19 protein-coding genes are annotated in these 20,701 nt (G+C 68.9%); 5 read left to right on the top strand and 14 right to left on the bottom strand.

Going from position 1 to position 20,701, the window contains the following annotated elements; all coding sequences use genetic code 11:
* Positions 1–33: 33 nt before the first annotated feature.
* Complete coding sequence (locus tag WS91_RS03075) at positions 34–948, bottom strand: LysR family transcriptional regulator (protein ID WP_059669720.1); 915 nt, start codon at positions 946–948, stop codon at positions 34–36.
* Between the two features lie 128 nt (positions 949–1,076).
* Between WS91_RS03075 and WS91_RS03070 the strand changes: the two genes are divergently transcribed.
* From WS91_RS03070 to WS91_RS03060, 4 genes are all read left to right on the top strand, one after another.
* Entirely contained in the window at positions 1,077–2,384 is a 1,308-nt protein-coding gene (locus WS91_RS03070; protein ID WP_038755023.1) for an MFS transporter, read from the top strand.
* Positions 2,381–3,919, top strand: a complete 1,539-nt coding sequence (locus tag WS91_RS03065; protein WP_059669750.1) for a M81 family metallopeptidase — start codon at positions 2,381–2,383, stop codon at positions 3,917–3,919. Before WS91_RS03070 ends, WS91_RS03065 begins: the two co-directional genes overlap by 4 nt.
* An 88-nt stretch (positions 3,920–4,007) precedes the next feature.
* Positions 4,008–4,583, top strand: coding sequence for a hypothetical protein (locus WS91_RS37130; protein ID WP_231751961.1), 576 nt, complete (start codon positions 4,008–4,010; stop codon positions 4,581–4,583).
* 5 nt (positions 4,584–4,588) lie between these two features.
* The gene (locus tag WS91_RS03060; RefSeq protein WP_052145216.1) at positions 4,589–5,356 is read left to right on the top strand and encodes a FadR/GntR family transcriptional regulator; all 768 of its coding nucleotides are present in this window, start codon (positions 4,589–4,591) and stop codon (positions 5,354–5,356) included.
* A gap of 124 nt (positions 5,357–5,480) precedes the next feature.
* Here WS91_RS03060 and WS91_RS03055 read toward each other — a convergent pair whose 3' ends face one another.
* The 4 genes from WS91_RS03055 to WS91_RS03035 form a co-directional block, all read right to left on the bottom strand.
* Entirely contained in the window at positions 5,481–6,911 is a 1,431-nt protein-coding gene (locus WS91_RS03055; RefSeq protein ID WP_059669719.1) for an amino acid permease, read from the bottom strand.
* Between the two features lie 84 nt (positions 6,912–6,995).
* Complete coding sequence (locus WS91_RS03050) at positions 6,996–8,069, bottom strand: porin (RefSeq protein ID WP_059669718.1); 1,074 nt, start codon at positions 8,067–8,069, stop codon at positions 6,996–6,998.
* A gap of 169 nt (positions 8,070–8,238) precedes the next feature.
* Positions 8,239–8,637 (bottom strand): RidA family protein, encoded by a 399-nt coding sequence (locus WS91_RS03045; RefSeq protein WP_059669717.1) that lies wholly within the window; start codon positions 8,635–8,637, stop codon positions 8,239–8,241.
* Positions 8,638–8,923: 286 nt separating this feature from the next.
* Positions 8,924–10,141, bottom strand: coding sequence for an amino acid aminotransferase (locus tag WS91_RS03035; protein ID WP_038755272.1), 1,218 nt, complete (start codon positions 10,139–10,141; stop codon positions 8,924–8,926).
* Between the two features lie 237 nt (positions 10,142–10,378).
* Between WS91_RS03035 and WS91_RS03030 the strand changes: the two genes are divergently transcribed.
* Complete coding sequence (locus tag WS91_RS03030; protein ID WP_038755035.1) at positions 10,379–10,855, top strand: Lrp/AsnC family transcriptional regulator; 477 nt, start codon at positions 10,379–10,381, stop codon at positions 10,853–10,855.
* 430 nt (positions 10,856–11,285) lie between these two features.
* On the opposite strand, the gene WS91_RS03020 is transcribed toward WS91_RS03030, so the two are convergent.
* The 9 genes from WS91_RS03020 to WS91_RS02980 are packed head-to-tail and all read right to left on the bottom strand — an operon-like array spanning position 11,286 to position 20,624.
* On the bottom strand, positions 11,286–12,242 hold the full coding sequence (locus WS91_RS03020; protein ID WP_038755041.1) for a type II secretion system F family protein: 957 nt from the start codon (positions 12,240–12,242) through the stop codon (positions 11,286–11,288).
* Between the two features lie 58 nt (positions 12,243–12,300).
* Positions 12,301–13,278, bottom strand: coding sequence for a type II secretion system F family protein (locus WS91_RS03015; protein WP_038755044.1), 978 nt, complete (start codon positions 13,276–13,278; stop codon positions 12,301–12,303).
* A gap of 27 nt (positions 13,279–13,305) precedes the next feature.
* Positions 13,306–14,673, bottom strand: a complete 1,368-nt coding sequence (locus WS91_RS03010; protein ID WP_059669715.1) for a CpaF family protein — start codon at positions 14,671–14,673, stop codon at positions 13,306–13,308.
* A 21-nt stretch (positions 14,674–14,694) separates the two neighbouring features.
* Entirely contained in the window at positions 14,695–15,903 is a 1,209-nt protein-coding gene (locus tag WS91_RS03005) for an AAA family ATPase (RefSeq protein ID WP_059669714.1), read from the bottom strand.
* A 22-nt stretch (positions 15,904–15,925) separates the two neighbouring features.
* On the bottom strand, positions 15,926–16,387 hold the full coding sequence (locus WS91_RS03000) for a TadE/TadG family type IV pilus assembly protein (protein ID WP_059669713.1): 462 nt from the start codon (positions 16,385–16,387) through the stop codon (positions 15,926–15,928).
* Positions 16,384–16,890, bottom strand: a complete 507-nt coding sequence (locus WS91_RS02995; RefSeq protein WP_059669712.1) for a TadE/TadG family type IV pilus assembly protein — start codon at positions 16,888–16,890, stop codon at positions 16,384–16,386. Before WS91_RS02995 ends, WS91_RS03000 begins: the two co-directional genes overlap by 4 nt.
* 59 nt (positions 16,891–16,949) lie before the next feature.
* Positions 16,950–18,206 (bottom strand): pilus assembly protein TadG-related protein, encoded by a 1,257-nt coding sequence (locus WS91_RS02990; RefSeq protein WP_059669711.1) that lies wholly within the window; start codon positions 18,204–18,206, stop codon positions 16,950–16,952.
* A 25-nt stretch (positions 18,207–18,231) separates the two neighbouring features.
* Complete coding sequence (locus WS91_RS02985) at positions 18,232–18,537, bottom strand: hypothetical protein (protein ID WP_038755061.1); 306 nt, start codon at positions 18,535–18,537, stop codon at positions 18,232–18,234.
* Between the two features lie 20 nt (positions 18,538–18,557).
* Entirely contained in the window at positions 18,558–20,624 is a 2,067-nt protein-coding gene (locus WS91_RS02980; RefSeq protein ID WP_059669710.1) for a type II and III secretion system protein family protein, read from the bottom strand.
* Positions 20,625–20,701: the final 77 nt, after the last annotated feature.

Genomic DNA, 20,701 nt, shown 5'->3' with positions numbered 1-20,701 from the left:
GATCACGCGCGGCGGCGCTTCGCGCGCCGCACGTCAAACCTTGAACGACGGCAAATCCCGCACGATCTGCGCGAGGATCTCGTTCGCCGCGCGCGGCAGCGCGCGCTCGTTGTGAACGAGCACCTTGCCGCAGGGCGAGTTGAACAGCGGATTGCGCATCCGCAGCGCGACGATCTCGCCGCATTCGAGATCGTCTTCGATCAGCAGGCGCGTGAGGAACGCGATGCCGTTGCCCGAACGCACGAAGCGCCGCATCGCGGGCACCGAGTTCGTGACGAGCCGCGGCGCGAGCGGAATGTTCTCCGCATGCGCGACGGTGTGCACGATCTGCCCGACGCCGTAATACGGCGCGGGCATCAGCGCGAGCGGATAGCTGACCGCCTCGCGCAATTCGAGCGGCTCGCCGCGCTTCGCGAGCGGATGATCGGGCGCGACCGCGAGAAACGTCGGATGCGCGACGCTCAGGCACTCGCGAATCTCGGGCGGCAGCGACGGATTGTACGTGAGGCCGATATGCGCACGTTTGCGTAATACGTCATCTACGACGCCGTCCGCGGTGCGCACGTTCAATGCGACCGATACGTGCGGATGCCGATGCAAAAAACGTGTGATAACGGAATCCATCAGGTCTTCGACATAGCCGACCGTCAGTGCGATCTCGACGCGCCCGCGCAATTCGCCGTGCAAGGATTCGTGGAATTGCTCTAATCCGATTCGGCACGCGTGCGTGTATTCGACGAGGAGGGTGGCGGCTTCGGTCGCGATCATGCCGTGCTGCCGGCGCTCGAACAGCGGTGCGCCGATTTCGCTCTCGAGCAGCTGCAACTGCCGGCTGACGACGGATGGCGCGGTGTTCAGCCGTTCTGCCGCCGCGCGGATCGATCCGTGGTCGAGGATTGCGTGGAAGTAGCGGAGGCGGTTGAGATTGACCTGGAACGATTGATCCATACACTTGTTGCCTTGCAAAGCAACGGCCGTACACCAAAGTTGCTGTCACTGGGATCATACAGTATGGAGATAATGGCCACGACAAATGAGCGCGGGAGTACGCGCACGCAGATTCCAATACGGGCCATATGAGAGAACAGAACGCTTCCGGAAACGCGCGCTCGCGAATCTATCGAAAGGTCGACATCCGCATCCTCGGGTTTCTCGCAGTCTGTTACGTCACGGCCTATATCGATCGCATCAACATCAGTTTCGCGAAGCTCGCGATGCAGACGGACCTCGGATGGAGCGAGGCCGTGTACGGCCTTGGCGCCGGAATCTTCTTTCTCGGCTACATGGCGTTCGAGGTGCCGAGCAATCTCTGGCTCACCCGTATCGGCGCGCGGCTCACGCTGAGCCGCATCATGGTGTTGTGGGGGCTGACATCGGTCGCGATGATGTTCGCCACCAACGTGACGACGTTCTACGCATTGCGTTTCCTGCTCGGCGTGTTCGAGGCGGGTTTCAGCCCCGGCATGCTGTTCTGTCTGACACGCTGGTATCCGGAGGCGCGAATGGCGCGCGCGATGGCGATGCTCTTGTGTGCGGGACCCGTCGGCGCCGTGATCGGCGGGCCGGTGTCGACGCTCATCATGACGCAGCTCGCGGGCGTGTATGGTCTGACCGGCTGGCAGTGGCTGTTTCTGCTCGAAGGGTTGCCGGCGGTGCTGCTCGGCGTCGTGCTGTTCTTCACGCTGAGCGAGCGGCCCGCCGACGCGAAGTGGCTGAGCGAGAGCGAGAAGTCGATCCTGCTCGCCGAGATCGGTTCGGCGCCGCGCGCGGCAAGCCGGCACACCGCGTTTCGCGAGGTCCTGAAAGATCCACGAATCTATGCGATGGCGTTCTCCTATTTCGCGATCATCTGCGGTCTCTATGCGGTCAGCTTCTGGCTGCCGACGCTGCTGCGCGGCGCTGGCGTGAAGAACCTGCTGCATATCGGCGCGCTGACCGCGCTGCCCTATCTCGCGGCGATCGTCGCGATGCAGGTGATCGGCCGGCGCTCCGACAAGCGCGGCGAGCGGCGTCTGCACAGCGCGATCGCGCTGCTGCTGAGCGCGGCCGCGTTGACGGTCACGGTGGTCGCGGGCGATCGCTTCGTCGTCGCGATGGTCGCGCTCGTCGCGGCGACCGCGCTGATGTATTCGGCCTACGCGGTGTTCTGGGCGATTCCCGCCGATTATCTGAAGGGCGACGTCGCCGCGGGCGGCATCGCGCTCATCAATTCGATCGGCCTGTTCGGCGGCTTCGTGAGCCCGACGGTCATCGGCTGGATCAAGACCACGACGGGCAGCCTGCAGGCCGGGCTGATGGTGATGGTCGCGCTGTTCGTCGCGGGCGCGATCGTGCTGCTCGCGAACCGCGTCGACGCGAAGAAATGGAGCGCCGCCGCATCATGAAGATCCTGGCCGCCGGATTCCGGCACGAGACGAACACGTTCGCACCGAGCAGGGCGTCCTACGCGAGCTTCGTCGCGGACGGCGGCCGCTATCCGCTGTCGCGCGGCGCGGAGATGCACCGGCTGAAGGGCATGAACCTGCCGATCGCGGGCGCGCTGGCGGCGATCGAAGACGCCGGGCATGTCGCGCTGCCCGCGATCTGGGCCGATGCGGCGCCGTCGGGCGTCGTCGAATCGGTCGCGTTCGAGCGGATCGCGGGCGAGATCGTCGACGCGGCGAAGCGGTGCGACGCCGACGGCATCTACGTCGACCAGCACGGCGCGATGGCGGCCGAGCATTACGACGACGGCGAAGGCGAACTGCTGCGCCGGCTGCGCGAGGCCGTCGGCGCGCGGGTGCCGATCGTCGCGTCGCTCGATCTGCATGCGAACGTCACGCAGCAAATGCTCGACAGCGCGGACGCGCTCGTCACATATCGCACCTATCCTCACGTCGACATGGCGGACACCGGGCGCCGCGCGATCGCGCTGCTCGACACGCTGCTCGGCAAGCGCGGCCGTCATCGCCATTTCCGGGCCGCGCGGCGCGTGCCGTTCCTGATTCCGGTCAACGCGATGTGCACGTCGCTCGAGCCTTCGAAGAGCGTGTTCCGGCTGCTCGACCGGCTGGAAACGGGCGGCGTGCGGTCGCTGTCGTTCGCGCCGGGCTTTCCGGCCGCGGACTTCGCCGAATGCGGGCCTTCGATCTGGGGCTACGGCGCCGATCCCGTCCAGCTCGCGCGCGCCGTCGACGCGCTGTACGAGCACGTCGTGTCGATCGAATCGGAGTGGTCGGTGCGCTTCATGTCGGCGGACGAGGCGGTGACGGAAGCGATCCGGATCGCGCGCCGCGCGGACAAGCCGGTCGTGATCGCCGACACGCAGGACAACCCGGGCGCGGGCGGCGGCTCGAACACGACGGGTTTGCTGCATGCGCTCGTCACGCATCGCGCGCCCGATACGGCGCTCGGGCTGTTCTTCGATCCCGCGGCCGCGTGCGCCGCGCACGCGGCGGGGCTCGGCGCGTCGCTCGAGATCACGCTCGGCGCGGAGAGCGGGCTGCCGTTCACGGGGACGTTTCGCGTCGAGTCGCTGTCGAACGGCCGCTGCCATTGCCATGGCCCGATGCTCAAGGGCGCGACGCTCGAGCTCGGCCCGACCGCGTGCCTGCGGATCGGCGACGTGCGCGTCGTCGTCACGTCGGCGCGCGTGCAGATGACTGACCGGAGCTTCTACCGGATCGCAGGCGTCGCGCCGGAAACGATGAAGATTCTGGTCAACAAGAGCTCCGTGCATTTTCGGGCGGATTTCGATGCGATCGCAGATTGCGTGCTGATTGCGAAAGCGGGCGGCTGGATGGCCGCCGACCCGGCCGATCTGCGCTGGACGTCGCTTGCCGACGGGATGCGCGTGAGCCCGTGCGGCGCGCCGTTCTTCGGCTGCGGCGCGCCGTGCTCGACGCACGCGGACGGGATCACGGGAGAGATGCGGATATAGGACGAATGCAGTGATGCGAGCGGCCGCGCAAGGTGCGCCAACACCCGGCGCGGCCTGACCACGGAAGACTTTCAGCGAAGACCCCACCATGGCTGTCGGCATTGTACGGCAACGTCCATGCCTCGTCGCGCGCGCGCCGCTGCGACGGCGCTGCGCGTTGCGTTTCCTGAGGCAGGCGCGAGGTCGCGGCGAGCGTCCGGCCGCGGCGCACGCGTTCGCGCTTGCGATCGTGCCGCGCGCGGGCGCCGCGCATGCGGCGGCCAAACCGTCGCGCGCGCCGGACTCGCCGGATGCGCGCCGATCGCCGTGTGCGCGGGAACAGGAACAGGTCATTTCCTCGCTGCGCGCCGATGCCGCCGCGCCGGCCCGGCGCGCGCCCGGCTCGCCCGCTTTCCGCTCCTTCGCGCCCGGCACGCGCCCGGGCGCATCGAATCGATTGTCACGACGCGCCCCGCGCGCGTCGCGCCCCATCTGCCGCCCGGTGGCCCGGTTGTCTGCGGCAGTGGCCTTGCGATCGGAACATGCTCCGATCGCGCTTTTTATTCCCGAGGCAGCGATTGTCGCAGCCGGTCCCGCCTTCGCATGCGTTCGTCGCGTTGCGGATGCGTTCACGTCGTCGCGCCTTCCGTTTTCAGCGAAGGAACCCCGTTCCGAACTTGGATGAGTACGATGAACTCCTTTGATACCAACCATCTCCTTAACCCGGCGCGCGCGCTGGCGAGACCGTTCGGCGATTCGGCCGAGCGCCGTTCGCTGAAGGCGTCCCCGCGCGTGCAGCGCGTGCTCGACGAGCTCGTCACGCGCATCGTCGACGGCGAATACACGTCCGGCCTGCTGCCGCCGCAGGACGTGCTCGCGCGCGAGCTGGGCGTGCCGCGCTCGGTGATGCGCGAGGTCACGCGGATGCTGACCGCGCGGCGGATGCTGCACGCGCGGACCAAGGCGGGCACGCGCCTCACGCCGCGCAGCGAATGGCGGCTGTTCGACGATCACGTGATGCAGTGGCGGATGCGGATCGCGTCGGACACGGATTTCCTGCTCGACGTCGCCGCGATGTGCGACCTGATCGAGCCGGAGGCGGCCGCGCAGGTGGCGGTGCATTCGGACGACGCGCAGCGGCGCGCGATCCGCGCCGCGCATGCGGCGCTGCGCGAGGCGATCGAGCCCGACGCGCTGCGCCGCGCGCTCGAGCTGCTGCATGCGTCGATCGTCGAGGCGAGCCGCAATCAGTTCATCCGGCAGATGGCCGAGGTCGCGCGTGCGGGCGTGATGGCGATCGATCTCGACGCGGCGACGCTGCAGGAGCGCAACGACGCGATCCGCGACGCCGCCGCCAAGCTCGTCGCGGCGATCGACGGCCGCGACGGGGACGGCGCGCGCACGGCGATGGTCGCGCTGCGCGCGGCCGTCAACGAGGCGAGCCTCGATCCGGCCTGAGCGGGCCGGGCGTCGTGATGCGCGCCGCCGCGTGTGCGGCGTGCGTCTGACGTTTCGCGCCTCGCGCTCCACGTCTCGCGCCCCGCGCCTCGCGCCCCGCGCTTCGCGCACGGCGGCGGCGCGCTTATCGCGGCAGCGTCTGCGTGTCGGCGAGCGCTTCCGGCCGGCGGCGATATCGCGCGAGATACAGCACGCTCAGCGCGACGAGAAACGGCACGCCGAACACGAGCGTCATGTGAAACTCGGGCGTGAAGTACGTCGTCGCCATGATCGCGAGCATCAGCGCCGCGCCGGCGAGCGTGGCGAACGGGAAGCCGGGCATCCGGAAGCCGGCCGCCGGCCGCCCGCTCGCCGCGCGCTTGCGGCGGAAGAAGTAGTGCGTGACGAAGATCATCATCCACGTGAACATCGCGCCGAACATCGAGATCGCCATCATGATCGTGAACGACGCGTCCGGGTAGACGATGCTCACGAGCGTCGCGATCGCGATGCCGGCCGTCGACAGCAGCAGCGCGTTGAGCGGCACGCCGCGCGCGCTGAGCCGGCCGAGGCCGTGCGGCGCGTGGCCCGCGCACGCGAGGCTGAACATCATCCGCGTCGTGATGTAGAGCTGGCTGTTCATCGCGGACAGCGCGGCGATCAGCACGACGAAGTTGATGACGCCCGCCGCGCCCGGCAGGTGAATCGCGGTCATCACCTTGACGAACGGGCTCTCGTCGCGTCCGGCGGCGGTCCATGGGACGATCGCCAGCATCAGCGCGAGCGTGACGAGGTAGAACAGCACGAGGCGGACGACCGTCGAGCGGAACGCGCGCGTGACCGCGCGCTCCGGGTCCTGCGCCTCGCCCGCGGCGACGGCGATCATCTCGATGCTCAGGTAACTGAAGATCGACACGATCACCGCGACCCACATCCCCCATGCGCCTTTCGGGAAGAAGCCGCCGTGCTCGACGTAATGGCGCAGGCCCGGCGCGCCCGCGTTCGAGCCTGCGACGAGCGACGGATCGACGAACACGACGTAGCCGCCGATCGCGATGAACGCGACGATCGCCGCGATCTTCACGACCGAGAACCAGTATTCGACCGAGCCGAACACGTCGACGCTCAGCGCGTTGACGAGCACGAGCACGGCCGAGAAGCCCGCGATCCAGATCCAGCCGGGCACCGCGGGAAACCAGTACTTCATGTACAGCGCGATCGCGGTGACTTCGGTGCCGACCGCGAGCACGATGCACGCCCAATACGCGTAGCGCACGAGAAAACCCGCCCAGGGGCCGAGGTAGTGCTCGGCGTGCGCGCCGAACGAGCCCGACGTCGGATGCGCGACCGTCATCTCCGCGAGGCAGCCCATCAGCAGCAGCGAGATCAGCGCGCCGATCGCATAGCTGATCAGCACGCTCGGCCCCGCGAAACCGATCGCGAAGCCGCTGCCGAGAAAGAGGCCCGTGCCGATCGCGCCGCCGATCGCGATCATCGTCATCTGGCTGGCGCTCAGCGTGCGGCGCAGCCCGCCTTCGCGGGCCGCGATCGCGTGAAATTGCCCTTCCGAACTCATTGAATGCTCCTCCGATTGTCGTTATGGATGGCGGGCGCGCCGCGGCGCGCCCGCGCGATTGGCGTGAACGATCCGGACCGTTCGTCAGAACATGTGCCGCAGGCCGACCGCGACGCCCGTCTGATTGCCGCGGCCCGGCATCTCGGTGACGGCGCCGCCGGACACCTTGTTGTAGTCGACGCTCGCGTACACCTGCGTCGCCTTCGACAATGCGTACTCCGCTTCGAGCACGCCCGCGTAGCGCTTGCCGCCGTTGCCGTCGATGCCGTTCACGTTGCGGATCGCATCGTAATAGAACGCGCCCGTGAGCGTGATCGCCGGATCGATCCGGTACGCGGCGCCCGCGTAGCCGATCGTGTCGTAGCGCGGATGATCGGCGAACGAGCCGTAGGCGACCGTGCGGCCCGGATCGTTCAGGTAGTCGCGATCGATCGTGCCCGTCGCGTCCTTGCCGCCGAGATAGCCGACGAACAGCGTCGCGGGGCCGACGGCGTAGCGGCCCGCCGCGCCCCACATCTGCTGCGCGCGGCCGCCGGCGTCGCGCGTCTGCTGATAGACGGCGCCGATCGTCAGTGCGCCGTGCGTGTACGCGGAGCGCACGCCCCAGTACGCGTTGCGGCTCATGCTGCCCGCGACGCCGCCGAAGCCGTAGCTCGCGCCGAGCGCGAGGCCGCCGAGCGTGTTCGCATAGCTGACGACGTTGTTCGCGTAGCCCTGCGTGAGGAAGTACGGCCACATGTTCGCCGTGTAGTTGCCGATCGTCAGCGGATCGAGATCGCCGAACAGGTTGAAGCCCTCGGTGGTCTGGCGGCCGAGCTCGACCGTGCCGAAGCGGCCCGACAGGCCGACGTACGCGTAGCGGCCGAACAGGCGAGCGCCGTCCGCTTGCCCCGATTGCGGCTCGAAGCCGTTCTCGAGGCGGAAGATCGCCTTCAGGCCGTCGCCGAGATCCTCGGCGCCTTTCAGGCCCCAGCGGCTGTTCGTGATCGCGCCGTTCGCCATCTGCACGGCCCCGCCGTTCGCGGCGTCCGCGTGCGTCGTGTAGCGGATGCTCTGATCGACGATCCCGTACAGCGTGACCGAGCTCTGCGGGAATGCAGGGCCCGACAGCGCGATGCCGATCGCGACCGGCCATGTCGTTGCTCCAAACCTGTTCATCTTCGTTTCCTTGTCGATGTGTCGTTGTGCCGGACGGCGGGAAGCCCTCGCCGCGCGGCAAACTGCCGCGGCGAGGCGAGCGGGCCGCCGCCGTCCGTGTTGCGACGCGCTCCGCGCGCGCCGCCGCCGGCCTCGTCGGCGGGCGGCGGCGCGTGGATCGAATGCGAAACTAGTCGGTCGCGCGGCTCGACGCGCGGCCGAGCGCGACGTGCGCGACGAGCTCGATGCGCATGTCCGGATGCGCGAAGCCGTGCACCGCGACGCATGCGCGGTTCGGGTACGGTGCGTCGAAGAACTCGCGGTAGACGGCATCGATGATGGGGATGTCGCGTGCGTCGGCGACGTACAGCAGCACCTGGGCGACGTCCTGCATCTGCGCGCGGGCGGCGCGCACGGTTGCGGCGAGGTTCGACAGCGTGAGACGCGCCTGCCGCGCGATGTCGCCGCCGATGATCGCGCCCGTCGCATCGACGGGACCGTGCGCGGTGAACATCAGGCCGTGCGCGTGCGTGGCCCACGAGAACGGCTGTGCGGGTGCGGGCAGATCGACGGGAATCAGTGCGGGCATGGGGGGACTCTTTCGGATGTCTGATTATTGGAGCGGGGCCGCGGGCGTCGCGGCGCTCGCGCGCAGCGGCTCGGGGCGCCGGCTGGCTTCGGGTTCGGACTCGGCCTCGACTTCGGCCTCGACTTCGACTCCGGACCCGGACCCGGACCCGGACCCGGACCCGGCTTCGGTTCCGGAATTCGGCTGCGGCATCCGGCTTTGCCTTTCGATTTCAGCCCGGATGCCGTGCATCACGAATCACGCGTGACGCATCGCGCATCGCGCATCGCGCATCACGCATCGCGCATCACGCCGCGACGCGCGCCCGGCGCGTCTTCAACACGCCGGCGATCGCGTTCGCGACATGATCGACGTTCGCGTCGCTCAGCCCGGCGATGCACGCGCGCCCGGAGCGCAGCAGGTACACGCCGTCGCGCTCGCGCAGCGCGTCGACTTCGGCGGGCGCGAGGCCGGTGTAGCTGAACATTCCGCGCTGCTCGACGAGGTAGTCGAACGACGCGCCCGGCACGAGCGCAGCGAGCCGCGCGGCGAGCGCCGAGCGCATCCGCTTGATGCGCTCGCGCATCGCGGCGACGTCGCGCGCCCATTGCTGCGCGAGCGCCGCGTCGTTCAGCACGGTCGAGATGAGCCGCGCGCCGTGAAGCGGCGGGCTCGAATAGATGCGGCGCACGCCCGCCTGAATCTGGCTCAGCACGCGGGCCGCCTCGCTTTCGTTCGCGCACGCGATCGACAGCCCGCCGCAGCGTTCGCCGTACAGCGAGAAATTCTTCGAGAACGAATGGCTGACGAAGACGGGCAGCCCCGCGTCGGTCATCGCGCGGATCGGCCAGGCGTCGTCGTCCAGGCTGTCGCCGAAGCCCTGATATGCGATGTCGAGGAACGGGATCAGCCCGCGCCGGCCGCACAGCGCGGCGAGCTCGCGCCACTGCTCGCGCGACAGGTCGATGCCCGTCGGGTTGTGGCAGCACGGCTGCAGCAGCACGATCGCGCGCGCGGGCAGCGTGTCGAGCGTCGCCGTCATCGCGTCGAAGCGGATGCCGTTCGTCGCCGCGTCGTAGTACGGGTACGTGTGCACGTCGAGGCCCGCCGCCGCGAACAGCACACGGTGGTTGTCCCATGTCGGATCGCCGATCCAGATCGCGCTGTCGGGGAAATAGCGCTTCAGCAGGTCCGCGCCGAGACGCAGCGCGCCGGAGCCGCCGACCGTCTGCACCGTCGCGATCCGCTTGTCGCGCAACGCGGTGCTGCCGGCGCCGAACAGCAGCGATTGCAGCGCGCGCCGGTAGTCGGCCATGCCTTCCATCGGCAGATACGTGTGCGCGTCGTGCCGCTCGCTCAGGCGCGCCGCCGCCGCGCGCACGCTGTCGAGGACGGGCACGGCGCCGCTTTCGTCGTAATACAGGCCGATGCTGAGGTTGACCTTGCGCGGCTCGGGATCGCGCTGGAACGCCTGGAACAGCGACAGGATCGGGTCGCCGGGGTACGCGTGGATGTGTTCGAACATGGTGGAGGCGGCTTGCGGGTGACGGTGGCGGAAACAGCGGCTCGGCGCGGCGCGGCGCATCGCCCGCAGGCCGCGCCGCCGCGCCGCGTGCGGCCTTGCGGGCCGCCTCCGCTGCACGATTCATGGGGCGCATGTTATCGACGAAAAAATGAAATGTGCTTCGGAAATCGTGCTTGCCTACGTTTCGTCGTGATAGAGTCTGCGAATTGAGATTGTTTTTTTGCGGGATTCTGCGAAATGAGCCTGGATCGTACCGATATGCGCATTCTTCGCGAGCTGGAGAGCGACGGGCGCATCAGCAATCAAGACCTCGCGACGTCGGTCGCGCTGTCGCCGTCCGCGTGCCTGCGGCGCGTCAAGCTGATGGAGGAGCAGGGCGTGATCGAAGGTTATCGGTGCGTGATCGCGCCGAAGCGCATCGGCGTCGAATTCGAGGCGCTCGTGCATGTGTCGATGCGGCCCGACATCGACGACTGGCACGATTCGTTCGTCGCCGCGATCCAGTCGTGGCCGGAAGTCGTCGCCGCGCAGGTGGTGACGGGCGAATCGAACTACGTGCTGACCGTGCGGGCGCGCAGCCTCGATCACTTCTCCGAGTTCGTGATGAACAAGCTGCACCGCGCGCGCGGCGTGATGTCGACGAATTCGAGCATCGTGCTCGCGACGCTCAAGCGCGACGGCTCCGTGCTCGATCTCGCGGCCAAGCCCGCTTAGCGCCCGTTTGGAAATGCAAATTTCCGCCCTCGTAGCCACGCTGATGTAGAGCGCTGCTTTGAAAGTGGCCCGTGGGCAAGGAATGCAGGCGTGGGCCAGATGAGCTGGAATTCGCCATTTCATCCGTTTTCAAACGGGCTCTGAGCGCGGCGCGCGGCGGGGCAAGCGCGAGCGCCTTCCGTACGTGATTCACGCCGCATGCGCGGCGTGTCTTCTTTCGGGTGATCGGGTGATCGGGTGATCGGGTGATCGTGCAATCGGACGGCGCGGGCGTGCGGCGAACGTGCGGCCGCCGAACGCGGCGCGCGGCCGGCTTTCCCCGCCCCGCCCGCCGCGCGGCTTTCGCATTCTTGTCGTCGGCGCGGCGGGCCGGCCGCCCGCGCGGCGCCGGCGGCACGGCGATACCGCCCGGCGCCGCCGCGAGCGCCGCTCAACCGCCCGTCATCGTCGGCAGCAGCGTCCGGTAGATATGGATGAACGCGGGCCCGAGCAGCACCGTCAGCAGCGCCGGGAAGATGCAGAAGATCAGCGGAAACAGCAGCTTCAGCGCGATCTTCGCCGCGCGCTCCTCCGCGCGCATCCGCCGCTGCGTGCGCAGCGTGTCCGACAGCACGCGCAGCGACGCGCCGATGCTCGTCCCGAAACGGTCCGCCTGGATCAGCATCGCGCTGAACGCGTCGACGTCCTCGGCGCCCGTGCGCAGCGCGAGGTTGCGCAGCGCGGCTTCCTTCGAGAAGCCGGAGCGCATCTCGAGCAGCATCAGCCCGAGCTCGTCCGCGACGACCGGGCTGCGCAGCCGCAGCTCGTCGGCGACTTTCGTCAGCGCCGCGTCGAGCCCGAGGCCGGCTTCGACGCACACGGTCAGCAGATCGATCGCGTCCGGAAAATCCTCGACGATCATGCGCTGGCGCGACGCGATGCGGCGCGCCAGCATGGCGTTCGGCAGATAGAAGCCGAACGCGCCGATCAGCACGAGCATCGCCGACACCGAGTACGGGCTGTCGCCCAGCGCGGTGCCGATCATGAACGGCATCGCGGCCGCGGGCAGCGCGAGCGCGAGCACGGTCTTCGCGGCGAAGTACAGGTGCGCCGCGCCCGGCGAACGCCATCCGGCGTTGATGAGGCGCAGCCGCAGCGGCGAATTCTCCCAGCCGGCCTTCGGCAGCGACAGCTTCGAGATCGGCTGCGAGATTTCGGCGAGCTTCTCGACCCAGACGGCCGGCGGCGCCGGGCCGTCGCCCGTCGCAACCGCGGCGCCGCCGATCTGCTCGAGGCGGCGCGCGAAGCCGCGCGGCGCGAGCGCGAGCCACGCGCCCATCACCCCCGCGACGACGACCGCGAACAGGCCGAACAGCAGCAGGATTTGCGTGACGTTGAGATTTTCCATGACAGTCCCCGAATGTCGTTCAACGAATGATTGATTGCCGGATGTGCCGCGCGCCGCTTCACACGCGAATGCGGATGATGTGCCGCATCCACAGGATGCCGAACGCCATCGACGCGATCGTGACCCCGACGAGCAGCATGCCGGCCGGGTCCTGCCAGAGCACCGCGATGAAGTCGGGATTCATGATCGACAGCAGGCCCGCCGTGCCGAACGGCAGCAGCGTCAGGATCAGCGCGGACAGCTTGCCTTCCGCCGACAGCACGCGGATCTTGTCGAACAGCTTGAAGCGCTCGCGGATCAGCAGCGCAATGCCGTCGAGCAGCTCGGCGAGGTTGCCGCCCGTCTCGCGCTGGATCAGCACCGCGATCACGAAGTAGCGCAGGTCGGGCACCGGCACGCGCGTCGCGAGATTCAGCAGCGCTTCCTGAAGCGGCACGCCGTAGTTGATCTCGTCGAACGTGATCCGGAACTCGCCGCCCATCGGCTCGGCGAATTCGCCGCCCACCATCGAGATCGCGCTCGAGAACGCGTGGCCGGCGCGCAGCGCGCGCGCGATCATGTCGCATGCGTCCGGCAGCTGGCGTTCGAGCTTGCGCAGGCGGCGCGTGCGGCACCGCAGCACGAACAGCGTCGGCAGGCTCACCATCGCGACCGACACCGCGGCGGCGGCCCACAGCGGCAGCGGCGCGAAGCTGAGCGCGACGAACACGACGAACGGCATCGCCAGCGAGATCCACGCGAGCTTCACGACCGACCACGCGAGGCCCGATTGCTCGATCATCAGGTCGAGCGTCTGCACGCGAGGCAGGCGCATCAGCAGGCGGTCGAGCGGCTTCGCGTCGTTGAGCATCCGCTCCTTGAGGATCGACAGCCGCTCCTTCTGCACCTGGCCGCCCGCCGACATCGCGCGGATGCGCGCCTCGATGCGGCGCGCGGCCGGCCCGTGGCGGGCGTTCCACCATTGATAGACGCCTTCGAACGCCAGCACCACGGCGACGAACAGCAGCAGGATGAAACCGTAGAAGATCGGGTCCATGACAGGCTCCTTCATGCGGCGCGGGCTTTACGCCACTTCGAAGCGGCGCGCGGGATCGTACATCGCGTCGGGCAGCTGGATGCCGAACGCGTTCAGACGCTCGGTGAACTTCGGCCGCACGCCCGTCGCGGTGAAGTGGCCGAGCACGTTGCCGTTCGCGTCGAGACCGGTGCGCTTGAACGTGAAGATCTCCTGCATGTTGATGATTTCGCCTTCCATGCCGGTCAGCTCCTGGATGCTGACGATCTTGCGCTTGCCGTCCGTGAGGCGCGTGGTCTGCACGACGACCGACAGCGCCGAGCTGATCTGCTGGCGCATCGTCTTCGGCGGCAGCGAGAGGCCCGCGACGCCGATCATGTTCTCGAGCCTCGTCAGCGCGTCGCGCGGCGTGTTCGCGTGGATCGTCGCGAGCGAGCCCTCGTGGCCGGTGTTCATCGCGTTGAGCATGTCGAGCGCTTCGGCGCCGCGCACTTCGCCGAGAATGATGCGGTCGGGGCGCATCCGCAGCGCGTTGCGCACGAGCGTGCGCTGCGTGATCTCGCCCTTGCCCTCGATGTTCGGCGGGCGCGTCTCGAGCCGCAGCACGTGATGCTGCTGCAGCTGGAGCTCGGCGGCGTCCTCGATCGTGACGATCCGTTCGGCATCCGGAATGTAGCCGGACAGGATGTTCAGGAGCGTCGTCTTGCCGCTGCCGGTGCCGCCCGACACGAGCACGTTGACCTTTGCGCGCGCGAGCGCTTCGAGCAGCTGCGCCATCGGCGGCGTGAGCGTCTGGTAGTTGACGAGATCGTCCATCTTCAGCGGGTTGACCGCGAAGCGGCGGATCGACATCAGCGGGCCGTCGATCGCGGAAGGCGGGATGATCGCGTTCACGCGCGAGCCGTCGGGCAGGCGCGCGTCGACCATCGGGCTCGATTCGTCGATGCGCCGGCCGACGCGCGACACGATCTTCTCGATCACCTTCATCAGGTGCGCGTCGTCGTAGAACGTGACGTCGGTCAGCTCGAGCCGGCCGAACCGCTCGACGTAGACGGCGCTCGCCGTGTTGACGAGGATGTCCGACACGGTCGGGTCGCGCAGCAGCGATTCGAGCGGGCCGAAGCCGAACATTTCGTCGTAGATGTCGATCGTCAGCTGGCGGCGCTCGAGATCGTTCGCGAGCAGCTTCTCGTCGTCGAGAATGCGCGCGATCAGCGTCGCGATCTCGTTGCGCACCTGCTCGGCGGGCAGCCGTGACAGGCGCTCGAGCTCGACGCGCTCGAGCACGGCGCCGTGCATCTGGCGGCGCAGCTTCTGATACGCTTCGCGCGCCATCGCGGTGGCCGCGCCGACGGCCTCGTTTCGGGACATGAACGGTGGCGCGCGCCGCGTGGACATCTGGTCTCGCAATGACATGATGGTCTCCTCGAACGGGTATTACATCGATTTGAGTTTGGGCGTCGCGCCGCGGCTGAAGAGCCGGGCGAACAGCGGCGCGTCGTGCTCGGCGTCGCGCCGCGGGCGCTGCGCGCCGTCGACGAGATGCTTCGCGAACGCCTGCAGGCTGCGCGCGACGGCGCAGCCGCGCGCGAGCCGCGACAGCGGCACGCCCTGGTCGACGGCCTCGCCGACCAGGGCGGGATCGTCGGGTATCACATACGAAGCGCGCATGCTCAGCACTTCCTCGAGCGCCGCGCGCGCGCGCTCGGACGCGCGCGTCTGCCGGTTCAACACGAGCTGGATGCGATCGAGCGGGCAGCCGAGCGACACGAGCAGCTCCTGCAGGCGCCGGGCCGCGCGCACGTGCGGCATGCTCGGCTGCAGCACCACTTCGATGTGATCGCTGCGGTCGAGCGCGACCATCGACACCGCGTTCAGGCTCACGCCGAGATCGAAGATCACGAAGTCGTAGCGCGGCGCGGCGACGCCGAGAATCCATTCGAGCGCGTCCTCGCGCAGGTCTGCGGCCTTGAGCGGATCGCCCGCGCCCGCGAGCACGTGAAACGTTTCGGTCACGCGCACCACGCTCGCGTCGAGAAACGCGCCGTCCAGTCTTTCGAGCTGCCCGCAGAGCTGCGCGATGGTCGACGGTGGCGTCTGGTCGCTGACGAGGAACGCGGCGTCGGCGAACTGCTGGTTCAGGTCGATGAGCAGCGTGCGGCGCTTCGAGTCTTCGGCGATCTCGTACGCGACGTTGCCCGCGATGAAGCTCGTGCCCGCGCCGCCCTTGCACGACATGAACGACACGACGCGCGTGTCGGGCGTGTCGCGCTGCGTGCATTGCAAGGCCGCGCGCTCGAGCGCGGCGTCGAGCACGCGCGGCTCGACCGGCCAGGGCAGCACGTCGCGCACGCCGGCGCGCATCGCGTCGAGCAGCGTCTGCGACGACGCGTCGGTCGTCACGAGCATGCACGTGAGGCCCGGATGCAGGCGGCTCAGCTTCTCGATCGCGGCGAGCTCGACGGTGTCGAGCGCGACGCCGTCGATCATCAGGATGTCGAATGCATCGAGGCCGTCGGTGCGCTGCACGATCTGCGCGGCGCGGCCGACCGTGCGCGTGACGCGATAGCGGCCGGCATCGCCGACGAGCCGCGCGAGATGCGCGAGCCGCGATGCGTCTTCGGAAGCGACGAGGATGTTGATCATGGTCGTTGACCTCGCGTGGATTTCATTGACAGACCGTGCCGCCCGTCGACGTCGCGAGACTTTCGCGGGGCAGCGTGGTGACGAAGGGGGGCATCGCGAGCGTGAGCGGCACGAACGGAATCAGCGTCTTGACCGTCACGTTCGTGACCGACACGGTGACGAACGTGCAGGTGCTGCGCGCCGTCGCCGCGTCGGAATCGCAGCCGGCGGGCGCGTACGACAGGCTCACGTTCGCATTGCCGATGAGCGGCATCAGCTGGCTGATGCGCGTCTTCACGACGGATGCGTCGGCGTCGCAGACGGCCGCCGTGCGTGCGCTGAGCCGGACCGCCTCGCTCGCGGTGTTCCAGTAGAACAGCACGCGGCCGAACTCGCAGATGCCGATCAGGATCGTGCAGAGGATCGCGGCGACGAGCGCGAACTCGACGGCCGCCATGCCGCGCTGCGCACGGCGCCGGGCGAGGGAGAAGGGGCGCGCGTTCATGACACTTGCCTCATCACGGTGACGATGTTGCCGAAGGTCAGCGTCGGCAGCCCCGGGAAGGCGGGGATCGGGTGGTATCGATAGCCCTTGATCTTGACCTCGACGAGATTGATGCTGCCCGCGAGGTTCGCCGGATCGGGCGAGCCGTTGTTCGTGTCGTAGGTCGGCACGTTCGCGAACTGCGCGGGATCGGACGCGTCGCCGCAGTTCGTCGTGTGCGACGCGTCGCACACGACGACCATCGACGTCGTGAGGCCGGGCGCGAGCTCGCTGCCGGTCGAGCCGCAGGTCGTGCTGCCGTAGACGGCGAGGCACTGCGCTTGCGCGACCGGATACGCGGGGTCGGTCGACAGGTACGTCGACAGATAGCGCGTCGCGTCGCGCGTCGCTTTCGTCAGCGCCTCGTACTGGTAGATCGCGCGGCCGAATTCCGCGACGCCGGTCACGAGCAGCACGAGCGGAATCATCACGATCGCGAATTCGACCGCGACGGCGCCGCGCATGCGCGACGCGCGGGGAGGCAATGAGAGTCGGTTCATGATCGTCTCGGTTGATCATGCGTTCATTGGAGCAGCACGGGCACTTGCGGGCCGACCGAGCTGCCGTTGCCGGGCGTGCCTTGCGTCGCGCACGGGCTGCCGGCCGCCGTCGACGAGCCGCGATATTCGAGGTGCACGGGGCCTGCGCTGCCGCCCGAGCCCATCGGGTCGAGCATCAGCACGCAGTCCCACGACAGCACGGGCGCGCTGTGGCCGTTCAGCAGCACCGAGCAGTCGATTTCCGGCGCGAGCGCGAGACGCCGGTCGGCGCCCGCCGGGTAGTAGCTCGCGTTGTACGAGCCGCTCGTGGTGATGCCGGAAAGATGGTCGCCCTGATAGCTCGTGAACGTCAGGCGCTTGCTCACGAAATCCGAGTACGCGTTGCTCTGCGCGGGCCACGTGGTCGCGTCGTACGCGTAGCCGGTGAAATCAGGCGTGCCGTACGACGGGTCCTTGTACGGATTCGCATAGATGCCGAAGCGCGTGTTGTACGCGGTGCTGTCCGCGACCTTGTTGCCCGGCGTGCCGACCTGCGAGCCGGTCGCGGGCAGCGAGCAGTAATTGCCCGTCAGCTCGCTCTTGATCGACGACGCGCTGTTCGATCCGTCGAGCGCCGCCCAGCCGAAGTTGCCCGAGCCGAACGACGGCGGCGAGCCCGTCTTCGCGGCGAGCCAGTCGCCGATGTTGTACGACGCGCCGGCCACGGGCGGGCTCGTTTGCGTGCCGGCCTTGCAGATGAACACCGGGATCGCGCAGGTGGTCTGCGCGGCGCCGACGGTCGCGACGGCCGTCGCGGACACCGACGCGTTCGCGACGCTCACGCCCGGCACCATGTTGAGCGTCTGGATGAACCAGTTGACGATGCCCGTTCGCGACGTCGTGCACTTCACGTACTTGATCGATGACGGCGAGGCGATCGAGCTCTTCGGCTGGAACGGATTGCTGAGCGAATCGGTGAACGTGACGTTCGAGTTCGTCAGCATCTGAACGGGAAACTGCTCGAACAGCGCGTAGTTGAGGTGGCCGGCGGTGATGCCGGCCGCCTCCGGCACGGACAGGCTGATGGCGCCCGTCAGGTCGCGCGCCGCGGCGAGCGCGCACGCGTCAGCGCTGTTCTGCAGCTCGCTGCGCGTCACGTAGAGCTTGCCGAGATCCAGCGCGAGGCCGACGAAGCCGATCAGCACCGCGAGCATCAGCGCGACGAGAATCGACACGACGCCGCGCTGGCGGCGCCGCCCGCCGTGAAGGGCGGCGCCTGACGAGGAAGTGACGCGAGACATGACGGTCTCCCTGAGCGAATGGTGGTTATTGGCCGCCCGCCTTGCCGCCGCCGACGCCGATCACGAACGCGTTCGGCGTGGGCTCGATCTGCTGGAACGACCTGTCGTAGTTGTCGAGCGCGGCGGCGGCGGCGCGGCCGTCGACGCCGGCTGCCGACTTCGCGTGTTCGGCCGCGTGCGGATCGATGATCTGAGCCTGCATCACGGTGCGAACCGAGTCGCCGAAACGGCTGTCCCAGACGGGCGTGCTGGTCATGCAGCCGCCGAGCGAGGCGGCGAGCGACGCGGCGAGCACGAGGCGGCGCGTCAGCGTGAAGTAGTCGAGGTTCATGAGCGTCCCCTTGCGATGGTTCAGCGATCGAAGTCTTGCGCGATCGCGCCGGTGTTGGCGAGTTGTTGCGACGGCAGCGCGCCCTGGCGCTTCGCGGTCGCGCCGGCTGCGGCCGGCGCCGCGAGCGCGGCGGGTGCGGCGGCCGCGGTGGCGGCGGCGTTGGGCGATGCGGCGCGCACGCCTTGACGCTGCGCGAGCGCGGCCGCGGCCGGCGTTGCGGGCGGCGGCGCCTGCACGGTCGCCGACGGGCGCGCCGGTGCCGGTGCGGGTGCCGCGGGCTTCGCCGGCTGCGCGGCATCGGGCGCGACGCTCGCCGGCGCGGCGGGCGGCGCGGCAGTCGCCGGCGCGGCGGCCGCAGGTGCCGCAGGTGCTGCAGGCGCAGCGGACGTGGCAGGCGCAGTGGACGTAGCGGGCGCGGCAGGCGCCGTGGCCGTCGGCGCGGCACCGGCGGGCGCGGCGCTCATCGGCGCGGCGTTCGCGGGAGCGGCGTTCGCCGGCGCGGTTGCGTGCTGGCGCAGTCCGCCGCGGCCTTCCATGTTGCCCGTCGCATAGACGTCGATTTCGTTCGGCTTCGTGAAGCTGTCGGTCGGCAGCGGCACGTCGGCGGTGTCGAGCGGCTTCACCAGGTGCGGCGTGATGACGAACACGAGCTCGGTGCGGTCCTGCTGGAACGACGTGCTGCGGAACAGCGCGCCGAGCACGGGCAGCTCGCCGATGCCGGGCAGCGCCTTGAGCGAGCCTTGCGCGTTGTCCTTGATGAGGCCGCCGATCGCGAACGTTTCGCCGTCGCCCATTTGCACGGTGGTCGACGCGCGCCGAGTCGTGATGAGCGGCAGGATCGACACGTTGCCCACGTTCGCCGCGGACAGCGTGACGCCCGTCGGCGACAGCTCGGACACCTCGGGCGCGACCTTCAGGCTGATCCGCCCGTTCGACAGCACCGTCGGCGTGAACTTCAGCCCGACGCCGAATTCCTCTTCCTGCAGCGTGATCGTGTTCGTGCCGATGCCGCTGCTTTGCGGAACCGGGATGAAGATCTTGCCGCCCGCGAGGAACGTCGCTTCCTGGCCGCTGATCGTGACGAGCTGCGGCTCGGCGAGGATCTTCACCGGCTGGTCGGTGTTCTGCGCGTCGATCGAGCCGTTCAGCGGCAGCTTGTTCGACTTGCTCGCCGAGATGCCGCTGCCCACGCCCGTGAGCAGGCTCGTCACGAGCGCGCCCGTCCACGAGCCGAAGCCGCCTTGGATGTTGACGGCCGATCCCATCTGGTTGATCAGCGTCTTCGATACCTCGGCGACCTTCACCTCGAGCATCACCTGCTGCGGCGACGTGACGGTCAGCATGTTGAGCACGTCGGCGCGCGGGCCGCCGCCGCCGCCGTTGCCGTTGCCGTTGCCATTGGCGGCGGCGCCGGCGTTCGTGCGGTCGCTGTACGCCTTCGCGATCGCGACCGCCTGCTGCGCGGCCTGCGCGCTCGACACGTTGCCCGCGAGGACGATCGTGTCCGCCGCGGTCGACACGCGAATGTCGCGCTCGTGCGGCATCAGCTGGCGCAGCGACGCCTGCAGGCCGCCCGCGTCCGCGCCCACCGCGACGTCGATGATCTGGCACGCGCCGCTCTTGCCCTGGACGATCATGTTCGTCGTGCCGACGGACATGCCGACGAGATAGAGCGTGCGCGGCGACACCATCGTCGCCTGCGCGACGGCGGGATTGCCGATCGTGCGGTTGCGCACCGGCTCGTCGAGCGGCACGAGCAGCGACTTGCCGAGCGGCACGCTCACGCTGGTCGATTCGCGCATCTCGCCGACGCAGTTCGGGCCGCGCAGCGGCGCGGCGGCCGCCGCACCCGCGGCGCCGGCGACGGGCGCGGGCGCCATGCTGATCGTCATCTGCATCGGTCCGCGGCCGATCGCCATCGGCGCGGCCGAGGCGCCCTTCGCGATCGCGGCGTTCTCGACGGCGTCCTGCGCGGACGCGGCGAAGACGGTGAAGAGCCCGGCACAGCACGCGGCGGCGAGCGCCGCGCCGCGCACGACGCGCATGCGCGTCGGCGTCGGCCGGGAAAGTTGCGATTTGGTGTCCATTTCGTGTGGTCCCCCAGTGCCCGGCGCAGTGCGCCGGGTTTGACTATCGAAAGCTGCCGGAACGCAAGCGGGCAGCG

It is taken from the genome of Burkholderia sp. MSMB1498 (genome assembly GCF_001526245.1).
Classification (GTDB): domain Bacteria; phylum Pseudomonadota; class Gammaproteobacteria; order Burkholderiales; family Burkholderiaceae; genus Burkholderia; species Burkholderia savannae.
This window is presented reverse-complemented; position numbering and strand designations above follow the sequence as displayed.